The organism is Armatimonadota bacterium (assembly GCA_028871815.1).
GTDB lineage: Bacteria > Armatimonadota > Chthonomonadetes > Chthonomonadales > Chthonomonadaceae > REEB205.
Genome location: JAGWMJ010000002.1, coordinates 205,146 through 218,291, shown reverse-complemented (window position 1 = coordinate 218,291; position 13,146 = coordinate 205,146). Strand labels below are relative to the sequence as shown.

The window sequence follows — 13,146 nt, the reverse complement described above, 5'->3', positions numbered from 1 at the left end:
CCGTGGGCCGGAGGAGTGCGGAACGCGTCAGACTTCGAGGTTCGCAAACCTCTCGCCGGCCGGCAGCTCCGGGATCAATGGATCCGGGACACCTCCGGAGCGTACGCGGTAGTACTGTGCAAGTGCCCAAAGTGGAAAGTAGTGACAATAGTAGTGGTATCGCAGATAAAAGACGCGTGGGAAGCCTGTTCCTGTAAATGCGTCTTCCTCCCACGTGCCATCGGCGTTTTGCCCGCGCAACAGATAATCGACGCCGCGCTGGACGGTATCGCTCGTGTAGTCGCCACCGCTGAAGAGCCCCATCAGTGCCCACGCGGCCTGTGAAGGTGTGCTGGGACCGGTGGCCTTGGGATGTCCGTCATCGTAGGAGCCGCAGGTTTCGCCCCACCCTCCGTCGTCGTTCTGCACACTCTGAAGCCAGCGCACAGCCCGCTGTACGGGCTCCGCATCCATGTCCTCGCCGATGAGCGCCAAACCGCGCAGCGCCTGCCACGTGCCGTAAATGAAGTTCACGCCCCAACGGCCAAAAAACGAACCATCGGCATCTTGTTCTCGATAGATGTAGTTGAGCGCCCGCTGCACGCGCCGGTCGGAGCGGCCCAAGCTGTAGAATGAGCACATCTCCAGCGTACGTGCCGTGATATCGACGGACGACGGGTCGAGCATCGCGTTGTGGTCGGCATACGGCACGTATTGAAAAAGAGTTTTGTTGTTGTTCTTATCGAAGCTGGCCCACCCGCCATCGCGGTTCTGCATCGCAAACACCCAATTCAGCGCCCGCTCCATGGCGCCACGGACTTCCGCCGGCGCATCGGACCAGTGCTCTCCGGAGGGACAGGAACTCTTGTACAGGGCCATAAGAACCATCACGGTGTCATCCACGTCGGGATAGAACTCGTTTTCGTCTTCAAAAAACCAGCCGCCGGGCTCCACGTTCCTCACCGAGACGGCCCAATCACCTTTGGTGCTGGTCTGCTTGGAGATCAACCAGCTTCGGGCCGAACGGATGGCGTCATGGTCGGCTGGAACGCCGGCATCCATCAATGCATTCACTGAGATGGCTGTATCCCAGACCGGAGAGACGCATGGCTGGAGGCGGATCGTGTCATCGTGCTCAATTTCGAACGCAGCAAGTTCGGCCAACTCCTTTTTGACGACCGGGTGGTCGTCAGCCAGGCCCATGCATTTGTAGGCCATGATGGCATGCGTCATTGCCGGGAAGATGGCGCCCAAGCCGCCGCTACCATCCTCACGGGTGATGAGCCACTGCAGTGAGCGCTGCAGGGCCAGCTTCCGGAACGGCTTCACCGGGCTGGCATCGTATAACTTGAGGAGTCTATCGACCACCAGAAAGACGTTGCGCCAGCTCAACGGATGGCGGTCCCAGTGCAGTTTCATCCGCCGCTTATCACGGCCACCGACGAAAAGTTCGTCGATTGAGGCATCACGGGGTACGGCCCGAAACGGCTTGCGCGCGTTCATCACGGCCAGCGGAACGAGGATTGCGCGTGACCAGGATGACATGGCGTAGATATTAAAGTAAAACCAGGGCGGCAGCAGGATGGTTTCGGGCGGGATTGTGGGCACGCCGTGCCAATCGTACTGCCCAAACATCGAGAGATACAGCTTGGTGAACGTGTTACAGGTGGTAACGCCGCCGGCCTTGAGAATAGCTTTGCGGGCGCGGCGCATAAAGGCCTCGGTTCCGGTATATCCGGCAAGCTTGCACGCGAAGTATGCCTTGACCGACGCGCTTACGTCCGGTGGACCGCCGGGGTAAATTGGCCAGTATCCGTCGGCATGCTGCCAGCGGCGGATGTAGTTCGCCAGTTTGCGGAACTTCTCGGGATCTCGCTTACCGAGGAACTGCAGGAGAAGGATATACTCGCTTTCGAGGATTGTGTCCCCTTCCAGTTCCGCCACCCAGCACCCCTCCGGCCGCTGCTGGTCCAGCAGGCGCCGGGTGGCGTGCGCGATGGCAGCGTGGACGCGATTCAACACCCCCGAGCCGCTGTTCGCCAGATTCCGCCACGGCACAGTTGCCGAGGTCTCCTGCAAACGTGCGGCGCTGGTGTGGTCTGCATGCGTGGTCAACGGCGAGTTGTCCTTCCAATTGACTTCAACACAATCGCCGGTGCGCTCAACGGAGACCTCCGCAATACGCCGCTGGCGAGCGCCGCTGTGTCACAGATTACCGAGCCTCTCCAATTCGCGGGCAGCCGGGTCATTTACCAATTCCGATATGGTGCCCAGGCGTTTCAACTCCTGCACAATACGCGATGCATCTGCCAGAACCACGCGAGCAAACCGCTGCGTTTCCGGGTCGTTTTTCCTGCCCAGCAAGGATGCCGCCGAGCATAGAGAAGTGAGCGGACCGAGAAGGACATCCTCGAGCACCAGTTCGCTGGGCAGCAGTTCCGATGCCGTGTCAAAATCGGTGAATGCCGCGCGCAGGACCTGCGCGGCAGGCTCTTCCTGGGCCGGCAGCTGGATCGTGTCGAGCCTTTGTGTCGTGGATGTGGGCTGTTGGGTTATTCCCTCAAGTCCGCCGTGTTCCGCGGATGAAACGTCAATACGACCGGCTTCGATATCTCGCAGTTCGCGGCCGATCGCCACATACAGAGGCGTATCGTCCATATCGCGATCGCCGGACACGGCGTAGTCTTTTTTGTTAATGCCATAGAACATCGGGTCGGTGGTTGCGTAGTTGATAAACATCACCGCGATGAACTTTTGGAACACGTTGCGGTCGAAAAGGTATCGGTTCTGGTAGTTGGCCGTGTCAATGACGCTCTGAATGATCTCGCCGAACAGGCCGACGATAAACTCGCGAGGCGAAAGTCCGACGAGCTCGGCGGCATCACGGTATTGAATTTCAAGCCGATACATCAGGTCATCGCCGCCGGAGCCAAGCGCTGCTTCCGAGGCGGCGACCGAGCCAAACACGTTCAGCTTCATCATGCTGTCGAGATTCCGGCGCGGGCATCCACGTTGAATGATATCGATAGCTGAGCGCTTGAATTCGGTGTATTCCGTACCCAAAAAGTGTGCTTTTCGATCTCGAAACTTGTCTGCCAGTTCCTGGAGACGCCGCAGCAGGTTGGCCTTTGCATCGTCGATGATCTCCAACATCTCCGGGCGGATGGGATCGTCGGCGGGAAATACATCCAGCGTTTCAAATGTGGTGCGGATAACGGCAAAATCGTTCAGCCCATCCTCCAGGCACGGATAGGCGATTCCCAGAACCAGGTGTTCGGGAATGGAACTCACTGTATCGGCGTTATGGATGCCGCTGTCGGGCTCGACCAATGCGTAAAAGCGATTATGTGTTGCAATACTCTTAATGAGGACGACGCGCCGATTGTCGGTTGCGCCATCCGGCGCGATAATGGTCATTGCGGAATTGCCTCGCGTGGGATCAGTGGCTGGACAAACTGCGTCAGCCGCTCCATAGCGGTTTGCAGCTTTTGCATTGACGCCGCGTATGAGCAGCGTATATGGCCTTCGCCAGCGCTTCCAAAGGCGCTGCCGGGCACAACCGCAAGTTGCTGCTCATCGAGGAGCCGCTCACAAAACCGGTCCGACGTCAAGCCGGTTGGTCGAATGTCGGGAAAAGCATAGAAGGCGCCGGTCGGCGTCACACACGGCAAACCCGCGGTATGCAGCGCTTGCACCACGAAACGGCGCCGATCATCATATTCCTGCAGCATAGCTTGAACGAACGGTTCGCCAACACGAAGGGCCTCCAACGCAGCGACCTGAGAAACTCGGGGAGCGCACAGCATGGTGTACTGATGGATGCGCGCCAGCAATGAAAGTACGCGTTGCGGAGCGCAGGCATAGGCAACACGCCATCCGGTCATGGCGTATGCTTTGGAGAATCCGTTGAGAAGGATGGTTCGCTCGCGGTTGAACTGAGCCGCACTAGAGTGCACTCCTTCGTACCGCAGCCGCGCATAGATCTCATCGGAAATGATGTACAAACCGTACTTTTCCGCGATATCAACAATCGCTTTCAAATCGTCAATACTCTGCGTGACGCCTGTGGGATTGGCAGGTGATGCAACCAGGATGGCTTTGGTGCGCGGTGTTATCGCGCCCAGAACGCGCTCAGGATCGCAACGAAATCCTTCCGACGCGCTGGTCGGCACGGTTACTGCAACGCCTCCAGCAAAGCGGATACAGGGTATATACGACACGTAACATGGCTCGGCCACAACTACCTGGTCGCCGGCGTTCAAAAGTGCGCGGAGGGCAAGGTCCAGCCCCTCAGAGACTCCAACGGTTACCAGGCATTCCGTTTCCGGATCGTACTCCACATCGATGGAGGATGCGGTCATCCGGCAGATGGCGTCGCGAAGTTCCGGCAGGCCACTGTTTGCGGTGTACGAGGTCTCACCCGATTGAAGCGATGCGATTACGGCGTTGCGGATTGGCTCCGGAGTGCTGAAGTCCGGCTCGCCGACTCCAAGGGATATGCTGCCCGGCATTCGCCGCTCAACATCAAAGTAGCGTCGGATGCCGGAGGGCGGACAGGCTTCAACCGCTACATTCAGCGGCATGGCCGGCGCTGTCATCGGCCGCAATCCGGCAAGCGACGGTGTGAGCCGTCAACGGATACCGCCGGTTCGCCAGCGACGAGGTTGATGTGGCGCGCGTCGCGCAGGATGATCGGCACCATGTGGGACGAACCGGGCCAAACGGCAACAAGCCGAGATTGGCTAGTATAGACCACGTTCGAAAAGACTGTCAAACCGGGCCGCCGGTCTAAAAAGGAGTTTAGCCATGCTGTTTCCTTCCGGTCGCATGCAGTTTTCGCGCACAATGCCGGGCCACAGCAGTACCGACGGATGGTTGGTGCTGAATATCGGCGGAGTTGACCTGGACGGCGTCAAGCAGGTGTATGTAGCCGTAAAGGATATTGATGCGCTACGCACGCGCGAAGCCGGCGCTTCGAACCGCGCCGACCAGCTGAGACGGCTGATGGAGTTCGACGACAGCAGCGAGGACGAATAGCCTCGCCGGGCCGTCATCCGACAATCGGCTATACTGCATCAAGGCGGACTGGCAAGCATGCCGAGAACACTACTAGAGAAGATTTGGGATGCGCACGTTGTGCGCCGCACAGCAGGTGAACCCGACCTGCTGTTCATCGACCTGCACCTGGTGCATGAAGTCACGTCGCCCCAGGCATTCGAAGGCTTACGCATGGCCGGACGAAGCGTACGCCGCCCGGATTTGACGCTGGCGACGATGGACCATAACGTTTCAACGCGGGATCGGCTGGCCCCGGTAGTGGATGCCGTGGCCCGTCAGCAATTGGAGGCGCTGCAGCGAAACTGCAGCGAAACCGGAATCGTTCTGCACGACCTGAGATCGCCGCTGCAAGGCGTTGTGCACGTCATCGGTCCTGAGATGGGTATGACGCAGCCGGGGATGACCATCGTTTGTGGAGACAGCCACACCAGTACGCACGGCGCGTTCGGTGCACTCGCTTTTGGAATCGGCACCAGCGAGGTAGAGCACGTACTTGCCACGCAGACGCTGCCGCAGCAGATGCCGAAGACCATGGAGCTGCGGCTGAACGGTGGTTTGCCACGCGGCACTACTGCAAAGGACCTGGTGCTGAGCGTTATTGCCGCGCTGGGCACAGATGGCGCTTCGGGGTTTGTCGTGGAGTATACCGGCGACACCATTCGCGGCTTGAGCATGGAAGGACGCATGACGGTTTGCAACATGAGCATCGAGGCCGGCGCCAGAGCGGGGATGGTTGCGCCCGACGGCGCAACTTTGGCCTACTTGAAGAACAAAGCTGCGGCGCCCGCAGGCGCTCATTGGGAAGAAGCCTCGGCGGCGTGGCTGCGGCTGCCGTCCGATGCGGGCGCCATTTACGACCGGACCGTTGAGATGGATACTTCTCAACTTGCACCCTACGTTACCTGGGGCACAAATCCCGGGATGGCTGCGCCAATAACAGGTTCCGCACCACTACCTGAGGAGTTTGCCGACGAAGGAGCGCGGCAGGCCGCGGCGAGAGCGCTTGCATACATGGGCCTGGAAGGTGGCGAGCCACTGAACAGGCTCTTGATCGACCGCGTTTTCATCGGATCGTGCACCAACAGCAGGATCGAGGACCTGCGGGCTGCGGCGGAGGTGGTTCGCGGGCACAAGGTTCACCAGCGGATCCATGCGATTGTGGTACCCGGTTCAACTCCTGTAAGGCTGCAAGCGGAGCGCGAGGGGCTGGATCGCACATTTCTGGATGCAGGGTTTGAGTGGAGGGAAGCCGGATGCTCGATGTGCCTGGGCATGAACGATGATATCCTGCTGCCGGGCGAGCGCTGCGCCAGCACCTCAAACCGAAACTATGAGGGCCGACAGGGCAAGGGCGGAAGAACGCACCTTTGCAGCCCGGCAATGGCGGCGGCAGCAGCGTTAGCGGGCAGGCTGACGGATGTGCGCGATTACCTGTCGTAAACTCCGTTGGGCCATGGCGCCGGGTCCGGCAATGGAGGAGGACCTGTATTGGAGACGTTTCGCAGGTTGGAGGGAACCGTTGCCGCGCTGTGTCGATCGAACATCGACACGGACCAGATCATTCCGAAGCAGTTCCTGAAGCGCATCGAACGCACAGGCTTTGGCGATGTGCTCTTCTTCGACTGGCGTTACAAGGACGACGGTACACCGAATCCGGACTTCGAGTTGAACCAGCCGAAATTCGCGGGCGCTTCCATCCTGGTAACGGGACGCAACTTCGGCTGCGGCTCTTCGCGTGAACATGCTCCATGGGCGCTCCGCGACTATGGAATCCGCGCAATCATCGCCCCCTCGTTCGCCGACATCTTCTACAACAACTGCTTCAAGACCGGCTTACTGCCGGTAATCCTGCCCGAGGAGCGTGTTGAGGAGCTCGCAAAGAAGACCGGCGCTGCCGGTGGATACGTGGCAACGGTAGATCTTGAACACGAGTGTATTGTGGATGCCGATGGGCTCCACACCACATTCACCGTGGACCCATTTCGACGCCACTGCCTGATGAACGCCCTGGACGAGATCGCGCTCACGCTGGAGCACACCGATGAGATTGCGCAGTATGAGGCCCGCCGGCCAGCGTGGCTCCCGCACGCAGCGGATGGAGGCTCTGCCCGCAGCCAACCTCGCAGGCACTAGAAGCTGGTGGCTGTAAAGTTTACGGAAACCCGCTTCAGGAACGTTGAGTAGGTGAGTTCAAGCTCCCGCGCGCCAATCCGGCGCCCGAATGTGAACTCAACATCGTTGTACGTCTCACCCTCAAAACGCTGCATCGTAGCGGAGAAGAGCAGCCGGTAATTTGGATCGATCCGGTAGATGAAGTCGCCGAGCACGCTGGAATCGGCGGCATCCAGATAGGTGCTGGCAACCAGCAGCGCCTGTACCCGCTTGCCTGTGGCAAAGTTGTAGGTTGCCCCAACCCGGTGATGCCCATCGGTATTGAACAATCCGGATGGCTGCGTCACAAAGTCGTAGGTGAGCGTCATGGTGCCGCCGCCCTTGAACGTTTGATCGAGGCCCAGCGTGGCAAGGCCGGTAAAGCCGGACGTGCCGCCGCTGCCGAATGACTGACCCACTGAGAACGAGTCGTTGAGGGAGGTACGCGAGCCGAGCAAAAGCGGATGTGAAAAGACGCGCAGGTTCACGCCTTCCGACGTCTCACCAAACGACTGCACGCCGGTTCCGGCCAGCACGTGGCCATCGGAAAACGTGGTGCCCAGCGTGTAGAGCAGCGATCGTGAGCCTGCCAGAGGCTTCGGCTGTGTTTCCGCGAACATATCGGTCCGGTATGTTGCCTCCGTCGGCGCGATAAACGTGGTGCCGGAACCGAAATTGAGCCCCCAGCGCAGCTGGTGAAAATCCTGCGTAAGGCTGCTCGAAAAGAACATGCTGTTATGGTTGGGGAATTCCAGATCGAGCGACCCCTGCGTGGCGGCGTTGAACTCTTGATTGTGGTTCCACTGAAATCCCCAGTCGCCACGGGTCAAACCTGTAAAGCCCACCGAGCCCTGATACTGTTGACCGCCACGCGATGAGTATCCCTGAATGAGGTCAAGGGCCCAGCCCGGCTGAGTGGCGTAGTAGCTACGACCCAATTGCTGCTGGTGTCGGATATACAGGATGCCGTTGGAGGTTGGCGTGAGGTTGTAGTAGAGCGGTAATTCGAGGCCGAAGCCATTGGTGCCAACACTCACGAACTGATCGGAGAACAGCTGGCGCGAGTTGAGCGCCAACTCGTAGTACGGCAGGCTGAGTATCCGGACCTGGTCCTGGTAGAACTGCGGCCGTTGAAACTGCAGCCGGTCGCCCGGGAAGAATGTGATGCCGCGCGCCACCACAACCAGCTTCACCTGCAACTGCGGCAGGTTCAGATATGTGCTGGGAATCGGCGTAGGGCTGGGAGAAAGCACCGGCGGCTGGCCCGCGATTTGCACTGGCTGGAGCCGCCCGCCGAGCACAGCGATACCATACCCGAGCCCTTGAGGGATGCTGTAGTACAGGCGCGTAAGTTTGACCGCCTTGCCCGCGCGCTTCAGCGTGACGTTATCCTGTGCGCGAACGATCAGGTCATCACATCGCAACTGAATACGATCTGCGGTGAGATCCAGATTCCGATAGGTTAACCTGGCTTTAGCCGGCGCTCCCAGGGCTTCAATGGCGCGATCCGTGGCGCTATATGCCAGGTAGCCTTTGGCAGAGACCGATATATAGGTATTGCCAGCGAATGTGGCTTCAGGATCGTTTGTGAAAACCACGTCGAGTGTCGCGCTTGCCGCGCCCGCCGTAAATGCGGTCACGTGCGCTACGCCCGCGACCGGGGAGCTGGTAAGGCGAACTCGCGCAACACCGGCGAAAGTCTGCACCACCGGCTCCGAGAGGGTGCCGCTGGTGGTCTGAAACTGTACGTTGACGTAGTTCGCCGGTGAACCGGAGCTATCGTAAACCTGCGCAATGATGTCGGTGAACGACTTACCGTCGGCCAGCAGCGCGGTTCGCGTCGCGCGCAGCGTGATGCCGTTAGGAGCTCCCGGCGCTGCCACGGCGCTGTGTGCGGCGAATAGCCCGATCAACACAAACAGTGCAGCCGCCGTTACGATTTTCATAGGGTTGATGCGCGGACCGACCCGCTGGAGGGTCGCGTCCGTCACGAGTTCGATATTGGCGTGCGCACGCGACGCCGGCTGCGACTACTTGACCGGGGCAGCCTTCGGCTTGGTTGGCTTCAACACGTCGGTCATCAGCTTGTCGGTAAGTGCCCGGGCAGTGGCTACCACCGCCAGCACATCGTCTGGCGAGTGTACGGCGCCAGCGGCTGTTGACATGCTTTCCGCACCCGTTTTCGCCACGGGCTTCTTACCCTGATAGGTGACTAAACGCGCCGACATGATCAGGCTCACCTGGTGCTTGTCGGGGTCGTAGCTGTAGTCGCTTAACGCAACTACCAGCGCACCGTCGGCGGTCAGATAGGCGGCAAGTTTCTTCAGCTTGACGTCATCGTTCCACGGCGCAGAAGTATCCGCCGCCGTGAGCGTCCCTTCCAGTATGGCGCGACGGATCGACGGCAGACCAGCGGTGAAGATCGACGGTTGGAACCTGTGCGTGAGCCGAAGCCGGCTCACTTCCACGGACGAGATAGTATCCGACAACTCGGCTGCGTCGGCGTTATCCGTGTCGAGCGGCATCACCATCACCCTGAGCTTCGCCGCATGCGATCCAACTCGTCCTGACTTTTGTGCCTGCGCGCCGGGTGTCACGAGCAACAGTAGTCCAATTGCCGCCGCGCAAATGGAGAGCCCGCGGCCGATTTTGAGCGTCATGTTATCCCCCATACCGGATATGCAGGAGCGCCGTCGGAGGCGCTCCTGCATATAGGGACGTTGTGCGGAGGGTTAACGAACTACCAGATATGGCCGAATCTGGCGAGTGAGCGACCCATCGGAGGCCAGCGCCTGCAGCTCTACGTTATAGAGGCCCGGTGGCACCGATACGCCACGATTATCCCGCAGATCCCAGACGGCATCGCCAGTGGCAACCCCACCGGCAGCAACCGCCCGTGTGGTAGCTTCCAGGGTGCGAATGGTGCGGCCAGCGCTGGACTTGATGGTGATCTGCGCCTGTGTCGCCCGCGTCATCGCGTAGTGGATCTGCACCGAGCCGGCCAGGGCCGCGCGGCCGGAGCGTGGCCCGCTGGTAACGTCGAACGACGTAATCGAAACGGCGCCATTCGCCGTTGTAGGTGTGGCGACAATCTCGAGCGGCTGCATTCCGTTCTGGTTGGTCGTTACGGTATAGCTGGAGCTGCTGCGCATGTTGCGCTGAGCGCCGGTGGTTGTATCCACTAGCTCGAGCGACCATCCGCGCGGAACGGATGACGCGATACCGGGCCATGAGATTGTGACGGGCTGCGTAGGACCGCTGCTGTGCACCATGAGGTTCCATACCTTCTTGGTGAGCATTGGTGATCGCAAGTCCTGCGCAAATCTCTGTCCCGCTGCGCCCCAACTGTTGTGCACGATATCCAGAGCAACGTGCTGCGCCAGGACGGGCGGCTTCGGATACTTGTAGATGTCGGCTCGGTCCGTGGCGTTTGGCGCCACGCCGATATAGTTCACGGTGTCACTGGAGTCGGCGCCACGGGCAGACAGTTGCTGCCTCCAGTTGGTCATCTTGTCGCGTCCGAGAGTGGCGCCGAGGCTGGAGCCCAGCAGGGCGGCCTGCGTGATAATGCCGGCTCCAGGTGTATCCACACCGTTGTAGATGAAGTCGAGGCCGGGCTTGTTGACGTAAAGCCAGTAGCCCGTGAACGGCTGCATGTCGAAGCCAAAGTTATCGACCAGGTCATAGTGCCAGTTGGCCGGATTGGGATCCGATGTATTGTACGGGTAGACAACCGGCACGACCCACTGATGGATGCTGTCTGCAGCCTCCGCCATGTTTACCAGCGTCACCGTGGACGGATCGAAGACCTGGATCTCGGAAAAACGTATCGGGTACACATAGGGGTTCCCGATCTGATTCCAGCCCTGACCATACTGCATCTTGTACGTCTGGTTATTCGGCTGCGTTTGACCAGGTAGTGGCGGATACTGCGCCACGTTGATGGTTACCGTATGGTTCTGCGGCAGTCGACTGCGAATCCAGTACGCCTGACCGGGCACGAAACTGTTGACCGGCAGGTAGTTGCCGGAAGGTGTATCGAAGCGAACCAGGTCGAACAGCGGCGGATTGGCGGCTATCCCTGGAAACAGGATGGTTGATGGCAGCGTGGTTCCCGTGGCCTCAGGAATCGAGACCATCTGGAACAGGCCCTTGGCAAGGCTGTTGCCTACCAGAGTGAACTGCTGCGGTGAAGGCACCAGTACGGATCGCTGCACGATCTTTCCGTTGCCGAGGCTTGGCGTCGCGGTAACCGAATAGGTGAGGCTGCCGCCTTGCGCGCCTGTTGGCTGGAGATGCCAACTCACAACGCCCTCCGTACCGGGTCCGAGAGAGGATATGGTCTGGCTCGCCTGATCACCGTTGGCCAACTGCAGGCCGGGACCGGGATTGATGAACACATTCACAGGACCTTCGTCCACACCGGTGCTGTTAAGAAGGTCGGTAAGGTTCTGCACGTATGCCGTGACCAGAAACGGATTGGGCGTCACTTGCGGGCCCAGCGACGGATTGCTGACGTTGTTAACGAGGCTAAGAGCGATCGGGCCACTTACGCTGAGCGACATCGGCTGTCCGAAATCACTCGTGGCATCGGCCTGACCCATATAGGTTACGTACGTTTGGGTGCCCCCCGGAGCTATTGCGCTGGGGTCCCAGTAGAGCGCCACGGATGCGTCGGTTGGACCAAGCGGGCTCGCCGAGGTCTGATCCAACACAATGCTGGGATCCGGCGTGAAGTTCCAGATGCAGTCGAATGGTCCAGCCAGGCCGGTGAACGAACTGAGGCAGGCGAGGTCCTCGCCGTTCAGGCGGTCACTCCGGCCATAGGCGAACCGGGTTGGAGGGGTCGGATCCGTTTCGAACGAGTTCGTCGGACGAAGGGTCCCCATCAGGGAGTGCAGCGTCTCGGGCGTGGTCGAGGTTGCCGGTGTTATCAGGTGAAACGCCTGCCAGTACTGAGGAATCTGCGACGCGTAGAACTCCGTTTCGTGATGCAGGTATGGCTGCCCCGGTACGATCAGTGGGCCGTCCGGCGCGCTGGCGTTCGTGACAGTGGTCGGGGACGGCAGAACATGCACGTCCTGAACAAAATCCATGGCTACCTGATGCGCATTGCCGGGATCAAGATTCTTGACGGTGAATTGAAAGCGCGCGGTGTCGTGGATGATATTGCCGATAAAACTTACTTGCAGCAGGTAGCCCACGGTATACGTGGTGGTACCGTTCTTGGTAGTCGTGAAAAGCTGGGGATTGGTGCCGTAAACGGCTTCGATATGGTTACCGATAACGCTCGGCGGTTCGATCCAGGCACCCGCCAGGGTTGTGGTGCCTGTGCCGCCGGTTCCACCGGTTCCGCCGGCTCCGGTTCCGCCGCCACCACCACTGCCGGTAGTGCCGGCAAAGGCGGAGCCGCTACCAAACACATCGTCCCAGCCGGAGTTGTTGGTGGCAAAAAAGTTGTCCAGGCCGCCATCTATGCGCAGATAGAGAAACGAGCCGCCGATATGGAACAGACTGCCGGTAAGTGTGGCGCCTTCAGCAACCATCAGCGTATTGCTCGGGTCGCTGCTATTCGATGCGGTGGTCGTCAGGCCGAATGAGCCATCACCATTCAGCGTCAGCGTGACGTTGCCGTTCGTCAGCACTGCTGAGGGCACCGTTACAGTTCCGCCGCCGCCGCCTCCGCCCCCGCCGCTTTGAGCTCCGGCGACCGGGCAAATTCCGATCAGCGCTGCAACAGCCAACACGGCTGCTGCAAGAGTCATGCGGTTTCCGAATATCCGTTGAAATCGCTCCATCAGGAACGCCTCCCTCTCGAATTGCATCCAATGCACTGCGCGGCCGGGGGATTCGCCGCACATCGCAGTTTCGTTTGGCCGCTGGGTTGCGGATTCTCTACTAATATCGCGCTTATTGCCTTGTCGACGTATTCAACAGCCTGCAGATGGCGCAAACCGC

General features: G+C 59.9%; 9 protein-coding genes. 3 read left to right on the top strand and 6 right to left on the bottom strand.

Annotated elements, in window-relative coordinates; genetic code table 11:
• Positions 1-27: 27 nt before the first annotated feature.
• From shc to KGJ62_03820, 3 genes are all read right to left on the bottom strand, one after another.
• Positions 28-2,094: a squalene--hopene cyclase gene (gene shc, locus KGJ62_03830; GenBank protein ID MDE2125698.1), complete on the bottom strand. Its 2,067-nt coding sequence runs from the start codon at positions 2,092-2,094 to the stop codon at positions 28-30.
• A gap of 90 nt (positions 2,095-2,184) precedes the next feature.
• A complete protein-coding gene (locus KGJ62_03825; protein MDE2125697.1) occupies positions 2,185-3,396 on the bottom strand; it encodes a hypothetical protein in 1,212 nt (403 codons plus the stop codon).
• Positions 3,393-4,577: an aminotransferase class I/II-fold pyridoxal phosphate-dependent enzyme gene (locus tag KGJ62_03820; protein MDE2125696.1), complete on the bottom strand. Its 1,185-nt coding sequence runs from the start codon at positions 4,575-4,577 to the stop codon at positions 3,393-3,395. The genes KGJ62_03825 and KGJ62_03820 overlap by 4 nt, the downstream gene beginning before the upstream one ends.
• 208 nt (positions 4,578-4,785) lie before the next feature.
• Here KGJ62_03820 and KGJ62_03815 point away from each other — a divergent pair, with 208 nt between their 5' ends.
• From KGJ62_03815 to leuD, 3 genes are read left to right on the top strand one after another with little or no spacing between them, the layout of a single operon-like run.
• Complete coding sequence (locus KGJ62_03815) at positions 4,786-5,016, top strand: hypothetical protein (protein ID MDE2125695.1); 231 nt, start codon at positions 4,786-4,788, stop codon at positions 5,014-5,016.
• A 57-nt stretch (positions 5,017-5,073) separates the two neighbouring features.
• Positions 5,074-6,477 (top strand): 3-isopropylmalate dehydratase large subunit, encoded by a 1,404-nt coding sequence (gene leuC / locus KGJ62_03810; GenBank protein MDE2125694.1) that lies wholly within the window; start codon positions 5,074-5,076, stop codon positions 6,475-6,477.
• Positions 6,478-6,525: 48 nt separating this feature from the next.
• Positions 6,526-7,170: a 3-isopropylmalate dehydratase small subunit gene (gene leuD / locus KGJ62_03805; protein ID MDE2125693.1), complete on the top strand. Its 645-nt coding sequence runs from the start codon at positions 6,526-6,528 to the stop codon at positions 7,168-7,170.
• Here the strand turns inward: leuD and KGJ62_03800 are convergent.
• The 3 genes from KGJ62_03800 to KGJ62_03790 form a co-directional block, all read right to left on the bottom strand.
• The gene (locus KGJ62_03800; protein ID MDE2125692.1) at positions 7,167-9,134 is read right to left on the bottom strand and encodes a hypothetical protein; all 1,968 of its coding nucleotides are present in this window, start codon (positions 9,132-9,134) and stop codon (positions 7,167-7,169) included. The genes leuD and KGJ62_03800 overlap by 4 nt on opposite strands.
• An 84-nt stretch (positions 9,135-9,218) precedes the next feature.
• On the bottom strand, positions 9,219-9,848 hold the full coding sequence (locus tag KGJ62_03795; protein ID MDE2125691.1) for a hypothetical protein: 630 nt from the start codon (positions 9,846-9,848) through the stop codon (positions 9,219-9,221).
• Between the two features lie 72 nt (positions 9,849-9,920).
• Positions 9,921-12,986, bottom strand: coding sequence for a hypothetical protein (locus tag KGJ62_03790; GenBank protein ID MDE2125690.1), 3,066 nt, complete (start codon positions 12,984-12,986; stop codon positions 9,921-9,923).
• Between the last annotated feature and the right edge of the window lie 160 nt (positions 12,987-13,146).

Coding starts and splice junctions, on each gene's coding strand:
- KGJ62_03825 (MDE2125697.1), bottom strand. CDS start 3,396: ATGACCATTATCGCGCCGGATGGCGCAACCGACAATCGGCGCGTCGTC.
- KGJ62_03820 (MDE2125696.1), bottom strand. CDS start 4,577: ATGACAGCGCCGGCCATGCCGCTGAATGTAGCGGTTGAAGCCTGTCCG.
- KGJ62_03815 (MDE2125695.1), top strand. CDS start 4,786: ATGCTGTTTCCTTCCGGTCGCATGCAGTTTTCGCGCACAATGCCGGGC.
- leuC (MDE2125694.1), top strand. CDS start 5,074: ATGCCGAGAACACTACTAGAGAAGATTTGGGATGCGCACGTTGTGCGC.
- KGJ62_03800 (MDE2125692.1), bottom strand. CDS start 9,134: ATGAAAATCGTAACGGCGGCTGCACTGTTTGTGTTGATCGGGCTATTC.
- KGJ62_03795 (MDE2125691.1), bottom strand. CDS start 9,848: ATGACGCTCAAAATCGGCCGCGGGCTCTCCATTTGCGCGGCGGCAATT.
- KGJ62_03790 (MDE2125690.1), bottom strand. CDS start 12,986: ATGGAGCGATTTCAACGGATATTCGGAAACCGCATGACTCTTGCAGCA.